The organism is Advenella kashmirensis W13003 (assembly GCF_000506985.1).
In the GTDB taxonomy this organism is placed as follows: Bacteria; Pseudomonadota; Gammaproteobacteria; order Burkholderiales; family Burkholderiaceae_B; genus Advenella; species Advenella kashmirensis_A.
Map to the genome: position 1 here is coordinate 1 of NZ_KI650981.1, position 22,113 is coordinate 22,113.

Genomic DNA, 22,113 nt, shown 5'->3' on the forward strand with positions numbered 1-22,113 from the left:
CCAGCGCATCAAAACAAAACTAAATGGCCTGAGCCCGGTGCAATACCGAACCCAGGCCTTCAAAACCTAGCTTTAATCGTCCAACTTTGTGGGGTCACTTCACTGGACGCCCGTTGTCTAATTCAGGTATGGATGAGCTGGTTAGCTGTTACGCAGCGCGCCGAGCGCACGCTCCAGAATCTGGCGGGTCCTGAACTGAACCAGCGCCTGCCAGTCTGGGTCGGCGGGAAAGAAAAAGTCCAGCAGGCGCTGCTTGATTGCCTGCCCCTCGGCGCTGGTCGGATCGCCGTACAGATGCAGAAAATGGTCGGCCAGCAGCGCGGGTTGCCCCACTTGCTGGCTGTTATAGGTGCCACATTCTACGACCAGTTGCGTGAATGTACGATCCTGGAAAAGCTTGACCATGGCGGCCGACGTGTAGCCGGTCGCGGCGGCAGAGATGCCGGTGTCGCTGGCATTGCCGGCGCCGGTGATGACTGTATACAGCCAGGGTCCATAAATGGACTGGGCGCGCGCGATCCCGGGATACATTTCAGGGGCGATAGCCATCAGCATGGGATGCCCGAAATCGCCGGCACCGGTGTGCAGATCGAAACTGATGATCTCGCGAGCATGGGCGGGCAGGTGATCCTGCAGAATGCGGTGCAGTGTCAGATTGGACCAGCTCGGCTTGTCGCCACCATAATACAGCCCATCGCGGTGCAGGTACTGGCCGGCTTCCACCACATTCATGAGTGCCGCATAGCCTTTTTCCTGGACCGCCTGGTGCCAGCGCTGATCCCGTGCCTCGCGGTTTTGCGGGTCACGGATATCGGTGGAAAACAGGTCATGTACCGCTTCATAGCCCGGATTGGCCGGCAAGGGCTGGCTGAAATCCAGGTAGTTGCGATTCAGGTCCATATTGTCTTCGTTGACGCGCCGTTTCCAGGATGTGCCGTAGGGATTGATCAGGTGGATCAGCAGAATACCGACGCCGGCGGCAGGGCTGACGTCCTGTTCCAGCAAGAAGCGCGTCTGGCAAATGGATCCGTAGTAGCCTTCCACGCCGTGCGTGCCCGATACCACGACGAGCCATTTTTCTGCATCGGGGTCGCCGGCGATGGCGACATCGGTACAAAGGTTCTCATTTTCCACGCCCTTCAGCGGATGCGGGTAGGCATGCAGCCGGGCACCCTGATGGTGGGCAGCCTTCAGGAACGACGCCCGCAGCTGAGAGTAGGTCAGCTGGCTTGGGGCCAGACGGAAAATAGGCAAATCGGCGGGATCGAAGGTAGTCATGGCGCAAATATCGGCAGGAAAGGGCAGGAAAAACAAGGGTTTCGGGCAAAATCGGCGAGCGGAAGGCAAATTTGTGTAAAAATCTCGTGTCCGCGCGTTGTAACCTGCTTGCAATCACAGATGTGAAGCAGGAACAAGGCGTTATACTACTTCAATTGTTTACGATATGTTTCCCGGGGTGAGGAATGAAAAAACTTTTTGTTGCGGCCATACTGGCGGCATGGGTGCCGACGATGGCATATGCAGCTCCAGCCAAACTGCGTTTTGGCATTGATCCCACTTTTGCGCCGTTTGAGTCGGTCAACCCGCAGGGTGAACTCGTTGGTATCGATGTTGACATGGGTAAATCCATCTGTAAGCGCATTGAAGCGGACTGTGAATGGATTCGCATGAATTTCGATGGCGTGATTCCTGCCCTGAAGGCAAAGAAAATCGACGCTATTCTCTCGGGCATGACCATTACCAAGGAACGCGAGAAACAGGTGCTGTTTTCAGATGTGATGTACGCCAGTTCCACGCGTCTGATGGTGCCGGCCAACAGCGAAGGGCTGGATACGACGGCCGAGTCCCTGAAAGGCAAAACGATCGGTGTTGTCCAGGGTACTACCCAGGCAGCCTATGCCGACAAGCACTGGAAAGGCAAGGGTATTGATCTGGTGTCCTACCAGAACGATGATCTGGCCAAGCAGGACCTGGCGCTGGGACGCGTTGATGCTACTCTTCAGGACGCTGCGGCAGCAACGATTTTCTTTGAAAGCGCCGATGGCAAAAATTTCAAGCTGGTGGGCACGCCCGTGTCTGACGCCGAGGTGTTTGGAAATGGTAACGGCATTGGACTGCGCAAGGACGATACCGAACTCAAGGGTAAAATCGATAAAGCGCTTGCCGATATGAAGCAGGACGGCGAGTACGCAAAAATTCTCGAAACCTACAAAAAATACGGTATCAAGGAACACGAATAAGCGCTTCCTTACTGTGCTGCGCGGTCCGGCACATTGCCGGTGGCCGCGCAGTTTGCATTTCAGGGTGCATATGACCGCGCACCTGGCCCGACCGGTCGCGTTATAGCCCGACCACTTCATAGATAACGATATTTAAGGAACCCGATGCTGTACGGATATGGATCCCAGATATGGGCCGGTACGCTCGCCACCTGTCTGCTGACTGTCCTGACGCTGCTCTTTTCGATCATCATCGGTATGATTGGGGCCTTGTGCAAGCTGTCGCCCAATCCGCTCTTGCGCTGGCCCTTTACTGCCTACACCACCCTTATCCGCAGTGTTCCTGATCTGGTGATCATGTTGCTGGTTTTCTATAACCTGCAGGAACTTATCAATTTTATCTGTGCCTGGGCGGGCTGGGCGCAATATCAGATGGATGCCTTTTCGGCAGGCGTGACCACGCTTTCATTCATCTACGGCGCCTATATGACGGAAACATTCCGCGGTGCCATTCAATCTGTTCCCAAAGGGCAACTGGAAGCGGGCTATGCGACGGGGATGAGTCCGTTGACGGTGTTCCGCCTGATCCTGCTGCCCCAGCTCATTCGGTTTGCGCTGCCTGGTCTGAACAATAATCTGCAGGTCATCATCAAAGCCACGGCGCTGGTGTCTATTATCGGCTTGCTTGATATCGTGACGGTTACCCAGCAGGCTGGCCGCAGCACCCAGCAACTGTTTTTCTTCAACCTGGTTGCCGCGGGCATTTATCTTTGCATGACGGCGGTCAGCCTGATCGTGTTGTCCTGGCTGGACCGCCGTTACTCTGCCGGGGTGCGGGAGGTTCGTCTGTGAGCGAGATCCTTGAGCGCTACTGGCAGGCTTATCTGGGGTTCGGCATTCCCATCACCGGCCTGGCCATGACCATCTGGATTCTGTTGCTGGCGGTGCTGTTTGGCACCGTGCTGGCCATTCCCATGGCGATCTGGCGCTGTTCGTCGAATCGATGGGTGAGTATGCCGGTGCGGATTTACACTTTTGTGTTTCGCGGAACCCCGCTTTATGTGCAGTTGCTGCTTGTTTACACGGGCCTGTTCAGTCTGAGCATCGTGCGCCAGACACCGTTGCTGGCTACGTTTTTCCGGGATGGTTTCAACTGTGTTATTCTGGCCTTCACCATCAATACCTGTGCTTACATGACCGAAGTGCTGGCGGGAGCGATTCGCGCAATCCCGCATGGTGAGATCGAAGCCGCGCAGGCTTTTGGCTTTTCCCGCTTCAGGCTGTACACAAAGATCATTTTGCCCTCTGCCTTTCGGCGTGCCTTGCCGTTTTACAGTAACGAAGTCATTCTGGTTTTGCATTCCACGTCCCTGGCATTCACGGCAACCGTGCCCGAATTGCTGAAAGTGGCGCGCGATGTCAACAGCGCGACATTCAACTCGCTGCCTGCCTTTGGTATCGCCGCTATTCTGTATGCAGCCCTGGCAATGGTGCTGGTGGCGCTGTTTCGCAAGGCCGAAAAAAAATGGCTGGGTTTTCTGAAACCCGCCGCGCACTGATATGACAATTGCCATGGAAAATTTACGCGTCCAGGATATTCACAAACGTTTCGGCAGCAATGAGGTGCTCAAGGGCGTATCGCTGTTGGCCAACAAGGGTGACGTGATCAGTATCATCGGCTCCAGCGGCTCCGGCAAGAGTACGCTGTTGCGTTGTATCAACTTTCTGGAAACACCTGATTCTGGACGCATTTTCGTACACGGTGAAGAGCTGCGTACAGTGCAACGCAATAACACGCTGGTGGCGGCGGATCGCCGACAACTGCAATATATGCGCACCCGCCTGTCCATGGTGTTCCAGCATTTCAACTTGTGGTCGCATATGACGGTGCTGGAAAATATTACCGCAGCGCCGGTCAATGTGCTGGGTATATCGCGCCCGGAAGCGCTGGCGCGTGCGGAAAGCAATCTGCTCAAGGTTGGCCTGAACCTGGATACGCTCAGGAAATATCCCATGCATTTGTCTGGCGGGCAACAGCAACGCGTGGCTATTGCGCGTGCGCTTGCCCTGGAACCCGAGGTGATGCTGTTTGACGAACCGACTTCTGCACTGGATCCGGAGCTGGTGGGTGAAGTGCTGCGGGTCATGCAGAAACTGGCTGAAGAAGGCCGCACCATGATCATCGTGACGCACGAAATGGCGTTTGCGCGTGAGGTGTCCAGTCAGGTCATGTTTTTGCATCAGGGCGTGGTGGAAGAGGAGGGCCCTCCCGGGGAAATTCTCCTGAAACCCCGAAGCGCCCGCCTGGCAACCTTTCTGGCCGGCAATCTGAAGTAGCATGGCGGCAGGCGCATGAGCGTGCCGCTGCTTGCTATCAGTCCGGCTGGGCGATGGCCGTTTCCTGAATGGGAATAATAGTCTGCCTGTTATTCGCAATGGCTTCAGGTTGTGACTGCTGCTCCAGCTCAATCAGGCGTTGGAGTCCCTTGCGGAACTTGATCGGGCCGCCGTCCAGCTTAAGGTTAATGAACGGCGTGCGGCGATTATCCATGCCTTTTTGAACCGCACCCAGCACGATCCTGTCCTCTTCAAACGCCTTGCGCACGCCTTCGGCGAACTGGGCAGAGATGGCCTGATCATTCGGACTGAAATTCCGTAGCTGGAACCAGAAGTAGCGAGTGGTTTTGTCGTCGACCGGCGTCAGGAAATTATAGGAGTCCATCAGGAACACGTCGGGATGCCGCGGCGCATCGTCACCGCCCGTTCCGGCCGGAGTGAAGACTGCCTTGATAATGGCGTGCGATGGATAGCGTACTTCGTAATGCTGCTTGCGATCGCAATTGCCCGAAAACCTGACAAATTTGGCGTAGAAGGGTGCGACCTCGGTGTCGTGCATCCAGCGTGACACGATGACGCCATTGTCCATGACAGTCGTGGTCAGCGGCTCGTTTTCACAGGCGCTGTTGCCAAAGGAACTGCGATGCACCCACGCGACGTGGGACGGGTCCAGCAGATTGTCGGTCATGTACAGGTAATTGCATTCCACAATCATGGCGTCACCCTGATTGGTGCCCCAGTCGGGGTCGCCGTACTCGGCAATGTGCGGAATGAGAGCAGGATCGGCCTGTTGCGCATCACCCATCCAGACCCAGACCAGCCCGTATTTTTCGGTCACGGCAAAGTGCCTGACCGTGGCGGCGCGTGGGATTTTTGCACCGGGCGCGAAAATACAGGTGCCCTGGCCGTTGAAGGTGAGGCCGTGATAGCCGCACTCGATCGCATCGTCGATCAGCCTTCCCATGGACAACGGCAGCTTGCGGTGCGGACAGGCGTCCTCAAGGGCGACAACCTGGCCATTTTTCTGACGATAGAACACCAGGTGTTCGTTAAGCAATTGCAATGGGAAAAGCTCATGGCTGATGTCTTGGCTCCACGCCGCGACATACCATGCATTCTTCAGAAACATGAAAATCTCCGTTTATTCCGGCCGTTTCAGGGCTGCCATATAGCGTTCGACATATTCGTCAAAGCTTTCGTTGTCGGATGCCTCTATTTTAGCCTGTTCCTCAAGCGATACTCTGACGCTTTGCCGCAATTTCTGCTCTGCTTCGGCAGACAGTTCGCCAAAGCGCAACTCATCGGTCAGGCGCTGACTTTGCACGCGTGTGTAGTCGGCAAAGCTCAGGCCGCTTTCCCGCAGTTCCTGCAGGATACGCGCCGATGGGGTGGCCGATACATCGTCCAGCTTGTGGCGCTGTTCCTGAATGGCGGCACTGTATTGGGTGGTGCTGAATACGATATCCAGTTCCTTGGCATACAGGGCGATCTGATCCAGCAACTGGTTGCCCCAGTCGGGAATCGAAATGTCTTCGCCGTTGCTGCTCAACCTCAATGAGGGATCGCGTCCGCGATTGACCACATCGGTGAAGTTGGCCTGGCTTTCTTCACAGAAACCGTCGTAAGGGAACAGGCGGCTGTCATGCACGGCACAGAACAGCAAAAACGCGTCCATAAAATGACAGGTTGCATTTGAAATGCCGACGGCACTGAAGGGGTCGACATCCAGGCAGCGGATTTCGACGTACTCGATGCCGCGTTCCATCAGAGCGGTGATGGGCCGTTCGCCCCGGCCCGTCGTACGTTTGGGGCGAATGGTCGAATAATATTCGTTTTCGATCTGCAGGACATTGGTGTTCAACTGGATCCACTGGCCATCGCGATGTGTGCCGATCGCCTGATATTCCGGCCAGGGCTGGGTGACGGCGTGGTACATTTTTCTGACGAAGGTGGACAGATCGTTGTAGCACATCTTCAGTCCGGACTGTGCGTCGTTCTGGTACCCCAGATCGCTCATGCGCAGGCTGGTGGCATAGGGAAGATACAGCGTGTCGTGATCCAGCTCGCGCAACGGGTGCGGGCGGTCTCCCAGAAACGAGCGGGGAACCGCGGGCGATGCGCCAAACAGGTACATGAGCAGCCAGTTATAGCGAGTGAAATTGCGGATCAGACCCATGTAGCCGATGGACTGGCGTTCTGTCTCGGTTTCGCCCTCAAGTCCGAGAACCTCCCAGAGTGAACCGGGCAGGGAGAAGTTGTAGTGAAGTCCGGCAATGCATTGCATGGCGCGTCCATAGCGTTCGGCCAGGCCGCGACGGTAGACATTACGCAGCGTGCCGCTGTTGGACGTGCCGTAGGTGGCGATAGGAATTTGCGCATCGGGCGGCAAATGGCCCGGCATGGATTGCATCCAGATGCTTTCTGACGGAAACTGGCGCGTTGCAAAGCGGTGTACATCGGTCAGCTCTTCAAGCAACGCATCTATCGAGGTATGCGTGCCTGTGATGAGTTCGATCAGCGATTCCGAATAATCGGTCGTGATATTCGGGTGGGTCAGCGCCGAGCCCAGAAGGGTGGAGTGCGGCGTCGTGGCCAGCGCGCCGTCGCGGTCAATCCGCAGCCCTTCGCGTTCGATTCCGCGTAGAATATGAGTTAGCGAGTCTCGATGCTGCTGTAGTGTGGTCATGCGCTGCACAAGTCGTCCTGAGGTATCTTGAAATCAATAATTGCTGATTTTAAGGGAGTTCCGCTGCTTTTCAGTTTTAAACGGTTTGTTTCGGATTAATTAATTTAGGTGATGCAGGTGATCAAACGTCTGGCTCTTGTTTTTTTCGTGGTCCTGTTGGCAGGATGTTCGCCAAAATACGATTGGCGTGAAGTGACGACGGCGGGTGGGCACCTGAAAGCCATCTTCCCGGACAAGCCCCGCAGCGAGTCGCGCACCACTGAAATTGAAGGGGTGAATTATCCGTTTACCATGGACATGGCGCTGGTGGACGACCAGGTCTTTGCCGTCGTCTACAGCGTGCTGCCGGAAGGAAAACAGGACGAGGCCAGTTCGCAAAAAGCGGGCGAGGCACTGTTGCGGTCGGTCTATATGAGTATGAATGAACCGGCACCCGAACCGCTGCCGGCGTTTGGCGAGAAGCTGACATTCAGAAAGGCGGTCGGCAACCAGAATGCCAGTGTGTATGTAAAGGTCTTTGCCGGCAAGGGCGTGATCGTGCAGGCCTATGCGGCAGGGCAGGACGACACGCTGAGCGAACCGGTGGCAGACGAGTTTTTGAACGGTATGGCGCTCCAGTAGCCGTCTGCCCGATGTTTTTTTAAATGATACAATGTCGTAAAGGTTGGCGCCGATTTGTCTGATCCGCTTGCGGGCGCCTCAAAAATCCCGCTAAATAGGTCCGTATGGTCTCACAAAATTCTACTTCACAGCAGTCTGTGGGCGTGGTGACGCCCCAGTTTCTTCAGTTCGATGAACCGCTTACGCTCAGCAGCGGCCAGATTCTGCCCTCGTATACCCTTGCCGTGGAAACCTATGGCAGGCTCAATGCGCAACGCAGCAATGCCGTGCTGGTCTGCCATGCCCTGAACGCCTCGCATCACGCCGCCGGCGTGTCAGCCACCGATGAAAAAGATATCGGCTGGTGGGACAATATGGTGGGACCGGGCAAACCGCTAGATACCAATATTTTCTTTGTGATATGCATCAATAACCTGGGTTCGTGCTTTGGTTCGACAGGCCCGGCCTCCATTGATCCTGCTACCGGCAAACCCTGGGGCGCTGCCTTTCCGGTCGTCACTGTTGAAGACTGGGTCAGCGCCCAGACGAGAGTGGCGGATCATTTCGGTATTGCGCGGTTCGCTGCGGTCATGGGCGGGTCGCTGGGCGGTATGCAGGCGCTGAGCTGGGCCATTGATCTGCCTGAACGCATTGCGCACTGCGTGGTCATTGCCAGTACGACGAGCCTGTCGGCACAGAATATCGCGTTTAACGAAGTGGCCCGCCGCGCTATTATCAGTGATCCGGATTTTCACGGCGGAAATTATTACGAATACGATACCGTGCCTGCCCGCGGCCTGTCGGTCGCACGCATGGTCGGGCATATTACCTATCTGTCCGATGATGATATGGCAGAAAAATTTGGCCGCACTCAGCGTAATCCTGCTGAAGATGGCCGCTTCCGGTTTGGCTATGATGTCGAATTCGAAGTGGAATCGTACCTGCGCTACCAGGGCGAGAAGTTTTCCCGTTATTTCGATGCCAATACTTATCTGCTGATTACGCGCGCGCTGGATTATTTTGACCCGGGCGGCCGGCACGGCGGTGATCTGACCGAGGCTTTGCGGCCGGCACAGGCCGAGTTCCTGACGGTATCTTTTACGACCGATTGGCGTTTTCCGCCAGAGCGCTCCCGCGAGCTGGTCAAGGCGCTGCTGAAAAATGGTCAACAGGTCACCTATGCCGAAATCGATGCACCGCATGGGCACGATGCATTCCTGCTGGATGACCCGCGCTATCATGCGGTGGTCAGGGCCTACTATCAACGTATCGCGGCCAGCCTGAACCTGGAATCGGCAGAACTTGTGCAGGACGCAGCATGACGACACACACTGAACAGAAAAAAGTACGGGCAGACCTGTTGCGTATTGCGGGCTGGGTTCGCGATGATTCCCGGGTACTTGACCTGGGTTGCGGCGATGGTGCGTTGCTTGCGCATTTGCAGAACCGGCGCGGCGTGACCGCCGTGGGCGTGGAAAAAGAAGATGCGCTGGTCATCGCCTGCGTCAACAAGGGTGTGCGAGTCATACAGCAAAACCTGGAAGACGGGCTGGCCATGTTCGATGACGGCCAGTTCGATACGGTTGTGCTGTCGCAGACGTTGCAGGCAGTGGTGAACACGGAACATATCCTGAAAGAGATGGGACGCGTTGCGCGCTATGGCGTCGTGTCGTTCCCCAACTTCGGTCACTGGACGCACGGCCTGTCCATTCTGAACGGACGCATGCCCGTTACGGGCCAGATGCCCTACGAATGGTATAACACGCCCAATATTCACTTGTGTACGCTGAAGGATTTCGAGGACCTGGCAACGCGTCTGGGTTTCCGAATTCTTGAACGGGCCACGTTCCGCGACGAGACCGAGATTTCACTGATGCCCAGTCTGCGAAGCACCCTGGCGGTCTATCATTTTGAAACTGACAGAAAGCCGGCATCATGATCAATCTGATCCGCCCTTACCTGAGTCCGCGTGTTTACCCGCTACTGCTGCTGGGTCTGGCCAGCGGATTGCCCCTGGCCCTGACGGGCGGTACGCTGCAGGCCTGGGCCACGGTTGAAGATGTACCGCTCAAGGAAATCGGCTTTCTGACGCTGGTGGGAGCGGCTTATACCTTCAAGTTTCTGTGGGCACCGCTGATTGACCGTTATATGCCGCCCTTTCTGGGACGGCGGCGCGGCTGGATGGCGTTGTCGCAGATTTTCCTGGGGTTGGCGATTTGCGGCATGGGCCTGTTGGACCCGTCCCGGTCTTTGTTCTGGCTCGCGGCGCTGGCGACACTGGTGGCCTTTCTGTCGGCGACACAGGATATTGCCTTTGATGCCTATAGTGCTGATGTGCTGCGTCATGAAGAGCGTGCTGCCGGTGCGGCGATCCGTACCCTGGGCTATCGTGTGGGAATGATTGCGTCGGGCGGCCTGGCGATTTGGCTGGCTGCAGTATGGACGGGCTGGGGCAGCATGTATATTCTCATGGGCCTGCTGATGTTCGGCGCGGCCGTCCTGACCTGGCTGGCGCCCGAGCCGGAGGTGACGGGTGCCAATGACGCACCGCGCACACTTTATGATGCTTTTACCGTGCCCTTTCAGGAGTTTTTTTCACGCAAGGGCGCACTCAGCATTCTGGCGTTGATTGTGCTTTACAAACTGGGTGATGCCTTTGCCGGTGCGCTCTCGACCACATTTCTGATTCGCGGGGCGGGCTTCTCACCCGAAGTGGTCGGCACGGTCAATAAAATACTTGCTGTGATCGCGACCATTGTGGGGGCACTGATCGGCGGTGGAATCATGGGTAAACTGGGGCTGTATCGGTCGCTGATGCTGTTTGGCCTGCTGCAGGCGCTGTCAAATCTGATGTATACGATGATCGCGTTGCACCCCCAGCACTTGCCGCTGATGGCGCTGGGCGTGGGTTTCGAAAACCTGTGCGGTGGTCTGGGCACGGCTGCGTTTGTGGCCTTGCTGATGGCGTTATGTCATGTGCAATTTACCGCCAGTCAGTTTGCGCTGTTGTCCGCCTTGTCTGCAGTGGGACGGGTGTTTGTGGCCGGACCGCTTACGCCGCCGATTGTAGAGGCCTATGGCTGGCCGCTGTTTTTTGTGTTTACTTTTTTTATTGCGCTGCCAGGACTGCTTGTCCTGTGGCTGATGCGCGCCGAAATCAAAGGGCTGGAAAAAGACCCTTCGCCGGCGGTTCGGACATCTGCAGCGGATTGAACGAGGTCAGTAATGAATGTGACGATCAAAAGAGCGGCTCAGGGAATGCTGGCTTTGTCCTGTACGCTGACCCTGTCGGCGATGGCGCAGACCCCCTCGCAGCCGGAACCCGCTGCGGGCGGGCAGCCGACTGAGTCGATCTCGACGACGCCGGCAGGGGCAGCCGATCCGGCCAGGATACCCGGCGCGGACGGCGCCACGGTTGAACCCAAGGTGACGCCTGCCATGCCGGCCAACCCGGATAACGGTGAAAACCGGGTTCCGGTGGGTGTGCCTGGATCCCTGCAGGCACGTGTCGCGGCTTGTACCATGTGCCACGGCGCGACTGGTGTGCAGGGCGCCGACGCCTTTTATCCGCGCATTGCCGGCAAGCCCGCAGAATATTTATATCAACAGTTACTGCGTTTTCGGGAAGGGCGGCGCGAGTATCTGCCCATGCAGCGGCTACTGGTGACCCTGTCCGATGCCTATCTGCATGAAATCGCGGTCTGGTTCAGCCAGCAGAAGCCTGAATATCCACCCTCTGCTCCTTTGAACGTGTCTCCGGACATTCTGAAGCAGGGTGAGCAGTTGGTACGCCATGGCGCTCATGATCGCAATATCCCTGCCTGTGTTGCCTGTCATGGCGAGAACCTGAAAGGCATGCAGCCGGCGATTCCGGGGCTGACCGGCCTGACCAATGAATATATTACGGCACAGATGGGCGCCTGGCAGTATGGTATTCGTCATTCCGTAGACCCCGATTGCATGGGAGAGATTGCCAGGAAAATGACCTCTGCCGAAGTACAGGCGGTGTCGGCCTGGCTGGCTGTGCAGGACCCGGGCACGCCAGACAAGATTAATGCCGCGGCCAGGACGCCGGTCGTCTGTGGTATTCAGAATGAATCGGGAGCACGGCAATGAAATGGTTTATACGCGCAGTGGCCGCGATCGTGGTGATTGGCATTCTGGTAGCCGGCGGCCTGTTCTGGCTGGGCTCGCGTGACGGCGTGCTTGTCGCCTCGACCCTGACCGGTGGCAAAGCCTCTTCCGAAGTGGTTGCACGCGGGAAGTATTTGACCCAGATTGGCAATTGCGTGGGCTGCCATACTGCGGTGAATACCCCCGAATTTTCCGGAGGCAGCGGGCTGAAAACCCAATTCGGCACGTTCTTTGCACCCAATATCACACCTGATCCGGAAAAGGGCATTGGCCGCTGGAGCGCCGATGACTTCTGGCAGGTACTGCATAACGGCAAGGCTCCCGATGGCTCGCTGCTATACCCGGCTTTTCCGTACCAGAGCTACTCGCATTTGAGTCGTGCCGATTCGGATGCGATTTTCAGCTATCTGAAAACGCTGCCTGCAAGTGATCGCCAGGCGCCGGCGCACGATCTGCGCACACCGTTCAATATGCGTTTTCTGCTGGCGTTCTGGCGTGCGCTGTATTTCCGGCCTGCCGATGCCGTGGCGCAAACACCGGCCTCCGACGACGCGCCCTTGCGGGGGCGCCACCTCGTGGACGGCATTGCCCATTGCGCAGAGTGTCACACTCCTCGTAATCGTCTGGGGGGAATGGATGTAAGCCGGTCGCTGCAGGGTGGAAAAATGTCCGACGGCATTTGGTATGCCCCTGCGCTGACAGGCGATACCGATGGTGGCCTGGGCCACTGGAGCGAGCAGGATATTGCGGATCTGTTGTTGACGGGCTTATCGGCGCATGGCGCCGTTGTGGGGCCCATGAGTGAGGCCTTGCGTGGGGTGCAGTATCTGAACGGGCAGGACGTGAGCGATATTGCTGTCTACCTGAAGTCGCTGCCGGCCGCGGGCTTGAAGAGCGGCTCGACGGGAGAAGTCAACGATACCCTGTATTCAATGGGTAAGAAAATCTACGGGCAATACTGCGCTGCCTGTCATCAGGCCGATGGCACCGGGCTGGATAACGCCTGGCCCTCGCTGGATGGCAACAGCCTGGTGCGCGGCCAGGATGTGACCGGCCTGCTGCGCGTCATTATGGATGGCGGCTTTACGCCGACCACCGAAAAAACGCCGCAGCCTTACGGTATGCCGCCCTTCAGGCACTTTCTGAACGATCTGGAAATTGCGGCGGCGGCTACATATATTCGCAATACCTGGAGCAACCAGTCAGGCGGCGTCAATCAGCGCAGCGTCAACCGCGTGCGCAATATCGATTGACGTTCGGGCTATTTGGCGACGAAGGGCGCCAACTTCCAGTCGTAATCGATGGTCAGCGGCGCGTGGTCCGAGAAGCGCTCATCTTTGTAGATGGACGTTGCCATGGCTTTGTCGGCGATGCCCGGCGTGGCGATCTGGTAATCAATACGCCAGCCTACGTTCTTTGCCCAGGCCTGTCCGCGGTTGCTCCACCAGGTGTACTGGTCGGGCTCGGCGTTCACCTTGCGAAATACGTCCACAAAGCCGCGCCGGTCAAACACATCTGAAATCCAGGCACGCTCTTCTGGCGTAAAGCCGGAGTTTTTCAGATTGCCTTTCCAGTTTTTCAGATCGATTTCCTTGTGCGCAATATTCCAGTCGCCACAAATAATATAGTTGTGGCCCGTTTTTTTGTAGTCTTCCATCATGGCGTCGACCCAGGGACCGAAGTGATCCAGGAAACGGAATTTGGCTGCCTGCCGTTCTTCTCCGCTGGACCCTGAAGGCAGGTAGGCGCTGATAATGGTCAGGTCCTTGAAGTCGGCGCGCAGGATCCGGCCTTCGCGGTCGAATTCCTCGCAGGCCATGCCGGCGTTGACCTGGGCATCGTGCCTGAGATACAGGCCCACGCCGCTATAGCCTTTTTTCTCGGCATGGCAGAAGTAGCCGGTGTAGTTCAGCGGATGGCGCAGTTCGTCAATCAGGTCGGCATCCTGGATTTTGATTTCCTGCAGGCAGACGACATCTGCATTATGTTTTTCAAGCCAGGGCGCCAGGCCCTTGCGAAATGCAGAACGCAAACCGTTAACGTTGAGTGAAGTGACACGAAGCACGGGGAATCCTTTTAATAGAGTCGGCGTATGGGCTATTGTACGCGCCTGGCGCCCGCGGCTTGCGGTCAGGCGGCATGTCCGGGCTGTTTTCTTGGGCACACGGCGGCGGCAATAATCAGTATCGCGCCCAGCGCCATGCGCAGTGTGGGCTGTTCGTTGAACAGGATCATGGCAAATGCAATGGCATACACCGGTTCGAGGGCAATGATCAGCCCGGCACTGCGGGCGGTGATGCTGCGCAGGCTATGGACGAACAGAAAATGCGATAGCGCAGTACACATGACGCCAAGTACGATCAGCCAGAGCAGGCTGTCACCGGACAGGACGAACATACCGCTCAGGCCCAGGGGCAGGCACAGCAGCATCACGACCAGATTCTGCCAGAAGGCGACCTGGATGGCGTTCAGCCCGCCAAGCGTACGATTGATCAGGGCCAGCGTTGCGAACGTGATAGCAGACAGAATGCCCCAGAACAGGCCGATCGTGCCTGCATTGTTCAGGTCAATCGCCGGGGTTACCAGGATCAGGCCGCTGATGACCAAGATTACCAGAAGCCAGTCGATGAGATTGACCTGGTCTTTGAGAACCAGTCTTTCAAGCAGTGTGATAAATGCGGGGAAGCTGGCAAACCCGAGGGTGGCAATCGCAATGCCGCCGGTTTTGACGGCAATGAAAAAAGTGACCCAGTGGATGGCAAGGGCGATCCCCGAACACAACAGCGAGACAATGCTGCGTCTTTGCAACCCCTTGATGAGAGGCGTCTTCAGGTAGAAGGCAACTGCCCACAGAGCGATAATGGCAAACAGTGCCCGTCCGAAGGTGATGGTCATGGCCGGGGCGACAATGATATGCCCCAGTACGCCGGTAAGTCCAAAAAAGACGGCGGCGATATGCGCGCTCGCCAGCCCATGCTGCCGCGGTGTCATGATGTTTCGTTCAAATAGGAAAAAACCGTATTGTGGAGGTCAGGCCTGTATTTGGCAAGCGAACCGGGGCGGGTGCTGTCACAATCCAGGTGAGCACTGTCATCAGGCGACCGTCAAATGCCGACGATCACGCTGGTGTCGCGATCGGAACGATACAGCCCGACACGGAGTGACCTGGCCTGTCTTATGCGTCTGGCTGAGCGAAGCGGAAGCTGGATGCGGTAATGGATCCAAAAGCGTGACGTTCATGGTAAGACAGCGCTGCGGGGTCGCCACCTGCGGCGCCGACCGCGACCATCAGGGGAATCAAATGGTCTTCGCGTGCATGGGCGAGTCGGGCCGATGGCGCCTGCTCCCAGTCTGCGAGGCCCTGCACACGCTCCTGGGGAGTGCTCTGGACAACGATGCGTTGCAGCCAGGCGTCAAATTGCGCCGAGGGCTGCGCGCCGCGTTCATCCAGCAGCCGCAAATTGTGATAGCTCAGGCCGCTGCCGATGATGAGCACGCCTTCGTCTCTGAGTGGTGCCAGCAGTGCGCCCAGTTGCAGATGAAACTGCGGGTCAAAGTCTGCGCGAATCGAAAGCTGCACCATGGGAATCGTAGCCTGGGGGAAGGCCACTGCCATGGGCACAAATGCACCATGATCGAAACCGCGCTGCGCGTCCTGCCTGACAGATACATTGCCCGCCTGCAGCAGCGCTTCTACGCGTGCTGCCAGGGCCGGATCGCCGGGTGCCGGATATTGTACCGAGTAGGTATGTTCCGGAAAGCCGTAATAGTCGTAAAGCATTCCGGGCTGCGCGCCCGTGCCGACGGTTATTTCGTCTGTGATCCAATGGGCGGAAACCATCAGCACGGCTTTGGGGGTGGCTGGCAGTTCTGACGGTAAGTGCTGGAGCGATTGGTTCAGCGCGGCATACATGGACTGCCACTCCTCGACCCAGGGCCAGGGACCGCCGCCGTGCGAAATAAAATAAACTGGCATTGTCATGATGACCTCCGTAACTTAAAAATGGGCAGACCGGCAATCGACCTGCTGTGACGGATTCTCCGTCAGTGAAAAGGCCGCTGGTGGGGCCGCAGGCCGTCGCACCCGCAAGGGGCGTAACACGTTAAAAAAGGGAGAGCATGTTGCTGCGCTATTTGCCGGCAGACAGCCGGGACAGGTATCGCCAGACTGATTTGTGCAGGAAGGGCGCACGCAACAGGCTGTTGCCTGCGCCCGATTGTTCGTTTACAACAATGGCCGATTACAGCTTGCGACGATTATTGTCGATGCTGAAGGCGCCAGAACCGGCTGCGGCAATGAACAGGAAAATGAAGGAGTACAGCACGACTGTTTCACCACCATTCATGAGCGGGAACAGGCCGTTGCCCTGCGGGGCATGGGCATAGAAATAAGCCACGGCAGTCATGCCGGAAGCAATAAAGGCAGCGGAGCGGGTAAACAGACCGAGAATGAGCAAAATGCCGGCAACCAGTTCGATCATGCCTGCAATGCCGGGCATGGAGAGCGCCTGCAGGTTGTCGAACATCTCAATATGGGGTACGTGGAAATATTTGGCCGTACCATGCAGCATGAGGGTGTAGCCTGAGACGATACGAAGAAGGGCAAGGGCGTAGGGAACGAGATGGTCTGTTTTCATGAGTAATCCTTTAGTGATCTGATAAGTACCGATACGGCGGACGCCTCATGTGACTGTATATGTAATTGCAGAAAATCACAATTGAACGATCAATTTGCAGCATTGGGCGGCATCGGATAATGTGTAAAACAGTTTAATCGTATTCGATAGGGAAATAAATACTGATATTATTGATGATATGTTTCCTGTAAGGAAATGATCGTTGCTGCTCATTTGCGACGTAAGCGCTGCCTGTCGGGCGCATGGGATGGTCTTTTTCTATTTCAGGAGTGATACGTGGATACTTTGCTAAGCATCAGAGTGTTTTGTGAGGTGGTCCGTGCAGGCAGTTTTGTGGCCGCGGCGCGAAGCCTGGGCCTGTCCAGCCCAATGGCCAGCAAGCATGTGATGCATCTGGAACAACGGCTGGGTGCGCGGTTGCTGCATCGAACCAGCCGCAAGCTGAGTCTGACCGAGGCCGGACAGCAATATTATGACAAGTGTATTTATGCCCTGGATATGCTGGATCAGGCCGAAGCGACCGTGGGTGATGGCGCAGATGAGCCCAAAGGGGTGTTGCGGGTGACGGCACCGGTCTGGTTTGCTAGTGATCGCATCGCAAATATGCTGATGGCGTACCAGAACCTGTATCCCGGCGTGGTGCCGGACCTGTATTTGACCAACAGCAAGGTAGAGCTGGCTGAAACCGGCATGGATCTGGCTATCCGGGTCACGCACGAACCCGAACCGCAATTGATTGTGCGTAAAATCGGGACAGTTCGCCTGGTGCTGGTATCAAGTCCGGCTTACGTTCGCCGGATGGGCTTGCCGCAGACAGTGGACGATCTGGACCGGTTTGGTGCGATCACGCCTAATTATCGCGACCGCAATGATTATGTTCTGCACGGACCGCAGGGCGAGGTGAAGTTCCTGCCGCATAGCCTGATGAAGCTGAGCGATACCACGCTCAGCCACAAATTGGTCTGCGCCGGGCTGGGCCTGGCCATGCTGCCCGAATGGCTGGTCGAGGAGGATCTCGTCCAGGGCCGCCTGGTGCGCCTGTTACCAGACTATGAAAGCCCGCCGCTGGATATCTACGCCAGTTATATCAGTCGCCAATACCAAACCGGCAAGGTGCGCAGCTTTATTGATTTTTTTTCGGCCGCCATGGCGTCATAGGCGATGCTTGCTTTATCATTGCGGGGTCAACCCAATACCGATATTCAGCAGGAACATTATGTCTTCTCAGAACCGTCTTGATTTTGTCCGTTTCGCCTCTCAGGAAGGGGTGCTGCGTTTTGGTGAGTTCAAGGTAAAGTCGGGCCGCATCAGCCCCTATTTCTTCAACGCAGGTCTTTTCAACTCAGGCAGGTCAGTTGGTACGCTGGGGCAGTTTTACGCCCAGGCTCTGCTCGATTCCAGCCATGACTTTGACATGCTTTTCGGGCCGGCCTACAAGGGCATTCCCCTGGCGGCGGCCACCACCATTGCCCTGGCAAACCACGATGCCGATGCCAGGGATGTTCCCTTTGCCTTCAATCGCAAGGAAGCCAAGGCGCACGGCGAAGGCGGCACGCTGGTCGGCGCGCCGCTGCAGGGGCGGGTGGTCATTATCGATGATGTAATTACTGCGGGGACGTCGGTGCGCGAGTCGGTGGAAATTATCCGGGCGGCGGGGGCCACACCTGCGGCCGTGCTGATCGCGCTGGACCGGATGGAACGCGCGGGTGCGGATGACGCCCTGTCGGCCCATTCAGCCGTGCAGGATGTACAGCAAAAATACGGCATGCCCGTCATCAGTATTGCGTCGCTTGACGACATTATGCAATTGCTGGATGAGGATGCAACCTTTGCGCAGTATCAGTCTGCGGTATCCGCGTACCGGGATCGCTACGGAATCAAAGGGTAACGCCTGCAAGTTATATGTGGGCGAGGGCGGGGTGTGCACGCACCCTCAATCTGCACCTCCTCCCTGTTGTCTTGCGGCCCCCGGATATGCAACAGCCGCCTTTCATGGCGGCTGTTGCATATGGCGGATTAACGCAGTAGGTCAGCCCAGCTTTTCCTTGAGCAACTGGTTGACCTGGGCAGGATTGACCTTGCCCTTGCCGGCTTTCATGACCTGACCGACAAGCGAGTTGAATGCTTTCTGCTTGCCCGCGCGATACTCTTCAATAATGGCCGGATGCGCAGCCAGCACTTCGTCGATCAGGGCGCCGATGGCGCCGGCGTCGCTGACCTGCTTCAGGCCGCGCGCTTCAATGATGGCATCGACATTCCCGTCGTTTTCACCGGCCCATAAGGCCGCAAATACGTCGCGACCGGTTTTGTTGGACAGGGTGCCATCGGCAATGCGCTGCACCAGCCGGGCCAGGATTTCGGGGCTGACGGGGCTGTCGACAATGTCGCGTTCCTCACGGTTGAGCGAGGCCGCCAGTTCGCCGGTGATCCAGTTTGAGGCCAGCTTGGCCTGCTCTGCAGGCAGATGGGCCATCGTAGCTTCGAAGAAATCCGAAATATCGCGCGTGACCGTCAGTTGGGCCGCATCGTAGGCGGACAGGCTCAATTGCGTTTCATAACGTTCGCGGCGCACGGCGGGCAGTTCGGGCATGTCGGCCTTGACCTGTTCGATCCACGTGGGGCTGATGATAAGCGGAGGCAGGTCGGGGTCCGGGAAGTACCGGTAATCGTGCGCGTCTTCTTTGGTGCGCATGCTGCGGGTTTCATCGTTCACGTCATCATACAGGCGGGTTTCCTGAATAATGGTGCCTCCGTCTTCCAGAACGTCGATCTGGCGGCGAGCCTCGAACAGGATGGCGCGCTCCAGAAAGCGGAAGGAGTTGACGTTCTTGATTTCGGTCCGTGTTCCAAATTCCTTTTGACCGACAGGACGCACCGAGACGTTGGCATCGCAGCGAAAAGACCCTTCCTGCATATTGCCATCGCAAATGCCGAGCCAGACAACCAGGCCGTGCAGTGCGCGGGCGTACTCGACGGCTTCGGCCGCAGAGCGCATTTCCGGTTCTGAGACGATTTCAAGCAAGGGGGTACCGGTCCGGTTCAGGTCGATACCGGTGGCCGGCTCGCCCTGGGGGCCCTTGAAGCTGTCGTGCAGCGATTTACCCGCGTCTTCTTCCAGATGCGCGCGGGTCAGGTTCACGGTTTTTTCCTGGTCGCCCACGAAGAAGCGGATTTTGCCGCCGACGACAACCGGGATTTCGAACTGCGTGATCTGGTAGTTCTTGGGCAGATCGGGGTAGAAATAGTTCTTGCGCGCGAAGATGGAGCGGGGCGATACCGTGCCGCCTACGGCCAGACCGAAGCGGATGGCGCGATCGACCGCGCCGCGGTTCATGACCGGCAGGCTGCCCGGCAGCGCCAGATCAACGCAGTTGGCCTGTGTGTTGGGCTCGGCGCCGAAGGCGGTGCTGCTGCCAGAAAAGATTTTGGATTGGGTGGACAACTGGGTATGGGTTTCCAGTCCGATAACAATTTCCCACTTCATGATTGGATATCCGGTGTGCGTGTGTGCCAGTCGGTGTGCTGCTGGAAGCAGTCGGCCACAGCCAGCAGACGACCTTCGTCAAAATAGTTGCCAATGATTTGCAGGCCGATGGGGCGGGTGCCGTTTCTGCCGAAGCCGCAAGGCACCGACATGGCGGGCAGACCGGCCAGGCTCACGCCCAGCGTATAGATGTCGGCCAGCCAGTCGGAGGTCGGGTCTTCGTTGTTGTCGCCGATATTTTTGGCAACATCCGGTGTGACCGGCCCCATGATGACATCGCACTGGGTGCTGAGCGCCTTGTGGAAATCGTCGACGATGAGGCGGCGGATTCGCTGGGCCTGCAGATAGTAGGCGTCGTAGTAGCCGTGGGACAGAACATATGATCCGATCAGGATGCGGCGCTGCACCTCGGGGCCGAACCCTTCGGCGCGCGAACGACTGATCATGTCGTCGATGTTGCGGTAGGCGGCAGCCCGGTGGCCGTAGCGAACGCCGTCGTAGCGCGACAGGTTGCTGGAGGCTTCGGCCGGGGCGATGACATAGTAGGCCGGGATTGCCAGTTCGGTATTGGGCAGGGAAATGTCGACCCGTACGGCGCCGAGTTTTTCCAGTTCGGCCAGTGCGGCCTCGACCGCGGCGGCCACTTCGCTATTGAGGCCGGCGCCGACGTATTCACGCGGCACGCCGATACGCAGTCCCTGCAGCGGTTTGTCGCCGCCTTCACGGTACCCGGCGCTGGCCTTGTCGAAAGCCTGTTGTACGCGACCCACTTTGTTGGGGGTGCCCAGGCAGTCCTGCAGACTGGTCGAGTCCATGGGATCAAAACCGCTGATGGTGTCCAGAACCGTGACCAGATCTCTGGCGTGGCGGGCCAGCGGACCGGCCTGGTCCAGGCTGGAGCCGAAAGCCACCATGCCGAAGCGCGAGACCGTACCATAAGTGGGCTTGATGCCGCTGACGCCGCAAAGTGCAGCGGGCTGACGTACCGAGCCGCCGGTGTCGGTGCCGGTGGTGATCGGGACAATACCGGCCGCAACGGCAACAGCCGAACCGCCAGAGGAGCCGCCTGGCACCGCCTGGGTGTCCCAGGGGTTGCGGCAGACGCCGAAAGCGGAGTTCTCGTTGCCTGAGCCCATGGCAAATTCGTCACAGTTCAGTTTGCCGATGTTGACGGCGCCGGCGTTGGCCAGGTGGCTGACAACCGTGGCGTCAAACGGACTGACATAGTCTTTGAGCATCAGGCTGCCGGCCGTGGTGCGCCAGTCGCGCGTCACGAAGACATCTTTGTGGGCGATCGGGATGCCGGTCAGGGCATGGACGTCGCCCCGCGCGATGCGTTCGTCGGCCGCGCGGGCCTGCGCACGGGTCATTTCGGGATCGATATGCAAAAACGCATTGAGGCTGGTGTACTGGCCGGCGCGATTGAGCGCGGCTTCGGCAAGTTCGACCGCACTGACTTCTTTGCTGTCCAGCGCCTTGCGCAGCCCGGACAGACAGAAACTGGAGATGTCGCTCATGGTTACTCGATTACTTTTGGAACTAGAAACAGGCCGTTTTCCTGTGCGGGGGCGTTGGCCATCAGGCGCGAACGGGTCGTTTCGGATGGGGTTTCGGTGACGATGTCTTCACGCAGACGCAGTTCAATATCCTGAATGGCCGACAGTGGGTGGGCCAGGGGTTCGATCCCCTTCGTGTCGACGGCCTGGAGTTTTTCAATCAGGCCAAGAATGCTGTTCAGATCGGTCAGTGCCTGCGCCTTTTCTGCCGGATCCAGTTCGAGCCGGGAGAGACGGGCAATGCGGGTCACGTCGTTTTCGGTAAGGGCCATAAACGCTTGTTTTCTGGAAATTAAATGGGATCGCCGAAGCGCTCGCGCGACGGTGTTTGAAATTGGTCGGGAGTTTGCAAAAAACAGTCTGCAAATTCGATAAATCACGCGATCAAAGAGTGATTATACGTTATGATTACGTGTTCACGCGTTCAAACCCCGTGTTGAGCCCTTATGCGCTCCGCGAA

General features: G+C 57.5%; 23 protein-coding genes and 1 riboswitch. Of the genes, 13 read left to right on the forward strand and 10 right to left on the reverse strand.

Annotated features, from left to right (window positions below):
- On the forward strand, window positions 1-70 hold a 70-nt coding region (locus W822_RS46800; protein ID WP_367379367.1), incomplete at its 5' end, for an IS3 family transposase.
- A 71-nt stretch (window positions 71-141) separates the two neighbouring features.
- Here the strand turns inward: W822_RS46800 and W822_RS39625 are convergent.
- Complete coding sequence (locus tag W822_RS39625) at window positions 142-1,278, reverse strand: DUF2817 domain-containing protein (RefSeq protein ID WP_051401823.1); 1,137 nt, start codon at window positions 1,276-1,278, stop codon at window positions 142-144.
- 185 nt (window positions 1,279-1,463) lie between these two features.
- Between W822_RS39625 and W822_RS39630 the strand changes: the two genes are divergently transcribed.
- The 4 genes from W822_RS39630 (at window position 1,464) to W822_RS39645 (ending at window position 4,556) form a co-directional block, all read left to right on the forward strand.
- Complete coding sequence (locus W822_RS39630; protein ID WP_024006282.1) at window positions 1,464-2,240, forward strand: lysine/arginine/ornithine ABC transporter substrate-binding protein; 777 nt, start codon at window positions 1,464-1,466, stop codon at window positions 2,238-2,240.
- Between the two features lie 144 nt (window positions 2,241-2,384).
- A complete protein-coding gene (locus W822_RS39635; protein WP_024006283.1) occupies window positions 2,385-3,071 on the forward strand; it encodes an ABC transporter permease in 687 nt (228 codons plus the stop codon).
- Window positions 3,068-3,778: a histidine ABC transporter permease HisM gene (hisM, locus tag W822_RS39640; protein ID WP_024006284.1), complete on the forward strand. Its 711-nt coding sequence runs from the start codon at window positions 3,068-3,070 to the stop codon at window positions 3,776-3,778. Before W822_RS39635 ends, hisM begins: the two co-directional genes overlap by 4 nt.
- A gap of 1 nt (window position 3,779) precedes the next feature.
- A complete protein-coding gene (locus W822_RS39645) occupies window positions 3,780-4,556 on the forward strand; it encodes an ABC transporter ATP-binding protein (protein ID WP_031243171.1) in 777 nt (258 codons plus the stop codon).
- A gap of 37 nt (window positions 4,557-4,593) precedes the next feature.
- Here the strand turns inward: W822_RS39645 and W822_RS39650 are convergent, their stop codons facing one another.
- Together W822_RS39650 and gshA are read right to left on the reverse strand one after the other, a co-directional pair.
- Complete coding sequence (locus W822_RS39650; protein WP_024006286.1) at window positions 4,594-5,685, reverse strand: aromatic ring-hydroxylating dioxygenase subunit alpha; 1,092 nt, start codon at window positions 5,683-5,685, stop codon at window positions 4,594-4,596.
- Window positions 5,686-5,697: 12 nt separating this feature from the next.
- Complete coding sequence (gene gshA, locus W822_RS39655; RefSeq protein WP_031243172.1) at window positions 5,698-7,242, reverse strand: glutamate--cysteine ligase; 1,545 nt, start codon at window positions 7,240-7,242, stop codon at window positions 5,698-5,700.
- 117 nt (window positions 7,243-7,359) lie between these two features.
- Between gshA and W822_RS45940 the strand changes: the two genes are divergently transcribed.
- The 6 genes from W822_RS45940 to W822_RS39675 all read left to right on the forward strand — a co-directional run bounded on the left by W822_RS45940 (window position 7,360) and on the right by W822_RS39675 (window position 13,229).
- The gene (locus tag W822_RS45940; protein WP_155848186.1) at window positions 7,360-7,863 is read left to right on the forward strand and encodes a hypothetical protein; all 504 of its coding nucleotides are present in this window, start codon (window positions 7,360-7,362) and stop codon (window positions 7,861-7,863) included.
- Window positions 7,864-7,899: 36 nt separating this feature from the next.
- Window positions 7,900-7,978, forward strand: a riboswitch (SAM riboswitch).
- Window positions 7,968-9,164 (forward strand): homoserine O-succinyltransferase MetX, encoded by a 1,197-nt coding sequence (metX, locus tag W822_RS39660; protein ID WP_024006289.1) that lies wholly within the window; start codon window positions 7,968-7,970, stop codon window positions 9,162-9,164. It overlaps the preceding riboswitch by 11 nt.
- A complete protein-coding gene (gene metW, locus W822_RS39665) occupies window positions 9,161-9,781 on the forward strand; it encodes a methionine biosynthesis protein MetW (RefSeq protein WP_024006290.1) in 621 nt (206 codons plus the stop codon). The genes metX and metW overlap by 4 nt, the downstream gene beginning before the upstream one ends.
- Entirely contained in the window at window positions 9,778-11,055 is a 1,278-nt protein-coding gene (locus W822_RS39670; protein WP_024006291.1) for an AmpG family muropeptide MFS transporter, read from the forward strand. Before metW ends, W822_RS39670 begins: the two co-directional genes overlap by 4 nt.
- Before the next feature lie 12 nt (window positions 11,056-11,067).
- Complete coding sequence (locus tag W822_RS0123885) at window positions 11,068-11,958, forward strand: c-type cytochrome (protein ID WP_024006292.1); 891 nt, start codon at window positions 11,068-11,070, stop codon at window positions 11,956-11,958.
- Window positions 11,955-13,229 (forward strand): c-type cytochrome, encoded by a 1,275-nt coding sequence (locus W822_RS39675; RefSeq protein WP_024006293.1) that lies wholly within the window; start codon window positions 11,955-11,957, stop codon window positions 13,227-13,229. Before W822_RS0123885 ends, W822_RS39675 begins: the two co-directional genes overlap by 4 nt.
- An 8-nt stretch (window positions 13,230-13,237) precedes the next feature.
- Here W822_RS39675 and W822_RS39680 read toward each other — a convergent pair whose 3' ends face one another.
- From W822_RS39680 to W822_RS39695, 4 genes are all read right to left on the reverse strand, one after another.
- Complete coding sequence (locus W822_RS39680; protein ID WP_024006294.1) at window positions 13,238-14,041, reverse strand: exodeoxyribonuclease III; 804 nt, start codon at window positions 14,039-14,041, stop codon at window positions 13,238-13,240.
- A gap of 65 nt (window positions 14,042-14,106) precedes the next feature.
- Window positions 14,107-14,967, reverse strand: coding sequence for a DMT family transporter (locus W822_RS39685; RefSeq protein ID WP_024006295.1), 861 nt, complete (start codon window positions 14,965-14,967; stop codon window positions 14,107-14,109).
- Between the two features lie 184 nt (window positions 14,968-15,151).
- Window positions 15,152-15,958: a DODA-type extradiol aromatic ring-opening family dioxygenase gene (locus W822_RS39690; protein ID WP_024006296.1), complete on the reverse strand. Its 807-nt coding sequence runs from the start codon at window positions 15,956-15,958 to the stop codon at window positions 15,152-15,154.
- Between the two features lie 259 nt (window positions 15,959-16,217).
- Window positions 16,218-16,613: a DoxX family protein gene (locus W822_RS39695; RefSeq protein WP_024006297.1), complete on the reverse strand. Its 396-nt coding sequence runs from the start codon at window positions 16,611-16,613 to the stop codon at window positions 16,218-16,220.
- Window positions 16,614-16,889: 276 nt separating this feature from the next.
- Between W822_RS39695 and W822_RS39700 the strand changes: the two genes are divergently transcribed.
- A complete protein-coding gene (locus tag W822_RS39700) occupies window positions 16,890-17,771 on the forward strand; it encodes a LysR family transcriptional regulator (RefSeq protein WP_024006298.1) in 882 nt (293 codons plus the stop codon).
- A gap of 58 nt (window positions 17,772-17,829) precedes the next feature.
- Window positions 17,830-18,501, forward strand: a complete 672-nt coding sequence (pyrE, locus tag W822_RS39705; RefSeq protein ID WP_024006299.1) for an orotate phosphoribosyltransferase — start codon at window positions 17,830-17,832, stop codon at window positions 18,499-18,501.
- 141 nt (window positions 18,502-18,642) lie between these two features.
- Here the strand turns inward: pyrE and gatB are convergent, their stop codons facing one another.
- The 3 genes from gatB to gatC are packed head-to-tail and all read right to left on the reverse strand — an operon-like array spanning window position 18,643 to window position 21,925.
- Window positions 18,643-20,097, reverse strand: coding sequence for an Asp-tRNA(Asn)/Glu-tRNA(Gln) amidotransferase subunit GatB (gene gatB / locus W822_RS39710; RefSeq protein WP_024006300.1), 1,455 nt, complete (start codon window positions 20,095-20,097; stop codon window positions 18,643-18,645).
- Complete coding sequence (gene gatA / locus W822_RS39715; protein WP_024006301.1) at window positions 20,094-21,614, reverse strand: Asp-tRNA(Asn)/Glu-tRNA(Gln) amidotransferase subunit GatA; 1,521 nt, start codon at window positions 21,612-21,614, stop codon at window positions 20,094-20,096. The genes gatB and gatA overlap by 4 nt, the downstream gene beginning before the upstream one ends.
- A 2-nt stretch (window positions 21,615-21,616) precedes the next feature.
- Window positions 21,617-21,925, reverse strand: coding sequence for an Asp-tRNA(Asn)/Glu-tRNA(Gln) amidotransferase subunit GatC (gatC, locus tag W822_RS39720; RefSeq protein WP_024006302.1), 309 nt, complete (start codon window positions 21,923-21,925; stop codon window positions 21,617-21,619).
- Window positions 21,926-22,113: the final 188 nt, after the last annotated feature.

Excerpts from the sequence above, each read along its gene's own strand:
- W822_RS39625 (WP_051401823.1), bottom strand. The coding sequence starts at position 1,278 with ATGACTACCTTCGATCCCGCCGATTTGCCTATTTTCCGTCTGGCCCCA.
- W822_RS39630 (WP_024006282.1), top strand. The coding sequence starts at position 1,464 with ATGAAAAAACTTTTTGTTGCGGCCATACTGGCGGCATGGGTGCCGACG.
- W822_RS39635 (WP_024006283.1), top strand. The coding sequence starts at position 2,385 with ATGCTGTACGGATATGGATCCCAGATATGGGCCGGTACGCTCGCCACC.
- W822_RS39645 (WP_031243171.1), top strand. The coding sequence starts at position 3,780 with ATGACAATTGCCATGGAAAATTTACGCGTCCAGGATATTCACAAACGT.
- W822_RS39650 (WP_024006286.1), bottom strand. The coding sequence starts at position 5,685 with ATGTTTCTGAAGAATGCATGGTATGTCGCGGCGTGGAGCCAAGACATC.
- gshA (WP_031243172.1), bottom strand. The coding sequence starts at position 7,242 with ATGACCACACTACAGCAGCATCGAGACTCGCTAACTCATATTCTACGC.
- metX (WP_024006289.1), top strand. The coding sequence starts at position 7,968 with ATGGTCTCACAAAATTCTACTTCACAGCAGTCTGTGGGCGTGGTGACG.
- metW (WP_024006290.1), top strand. The coding sequence starts at position 9,161 with ATGACGACACACACTGAACAGAAAAAAGTACGGGCAGACCTGTTGCGT.
- W822_RS39670 (WP_024006291.1), top strand. The coding sequence starts at position 9,778 with ATGATCAATCTGATCCGCCCTTACCTGAGTCCGCGTGTTTACCCGCTA.
- W822_RS0123885 (WP_024006292.1), top strand. The coding sequence starts at position 11,068 with ATGAATGTGACGATCAAAAGAGCGGCTCAGGGAATGCTGGCTTTGTCC.
- W822_RS39675 (WP_024006293.1), top strand. The coding sequence starts at position 11,955 with ATGAAATGGTTTATACGCGCAGTGGCCGCGATCGTGGTGATTGGCATT.
- W822_RS39685 (WP_024006295.1), bottom strand. The coding sequence starts at position 14,967 with ATGACACCGCGGCAGCATGGGCTGGCGAGCGCGCATATCGCCGCCGTC.
- W822_RS39690 (WP_024006296.1), bottom strand. The coding sequence starts at position 15,958 with ATGACAATGCCAGTTTATTTTATTTCGCACGGCGGCGGTCCCTGGCCC.
- W822_RS39695 (WP_024006297.1), bottom strand. The coding sequence starts at position 16,613 with ATGAAAACAGACCATCTCGTTCCCTACGCCCTTGCCCTTCTTCGTATC.
- pyrE (WP_024006299.1), top strand. The coding sequence starts at position 17,830 with ATGTCTTCTCAGAACCGTCTTGATTTTGTCCGTTTCGCCTCTCAGGAA.
- gatB (WP_024006300.1), bottom strand. The coding sequence starts at position 20,097 with ATGAAGTGGGAAATTGTTATCGGACTGGAAACCCATACCCAGTTGTCC.
- gatA (WP_024006301.1), bottom strand. The coding sequence starts at position 21,614 with ATGAGCGACATCTCCAGTTTCTGTCTGTCCGGGCTGCGCAAGGCGCTG.
- gatC (WP_024006302.1), bottom strand. The coding sequence starts at position 21,925 with ATGGCCCTTACCGAAAACGACGTGACCCGCATTGCCCGTCTCTCCCGG.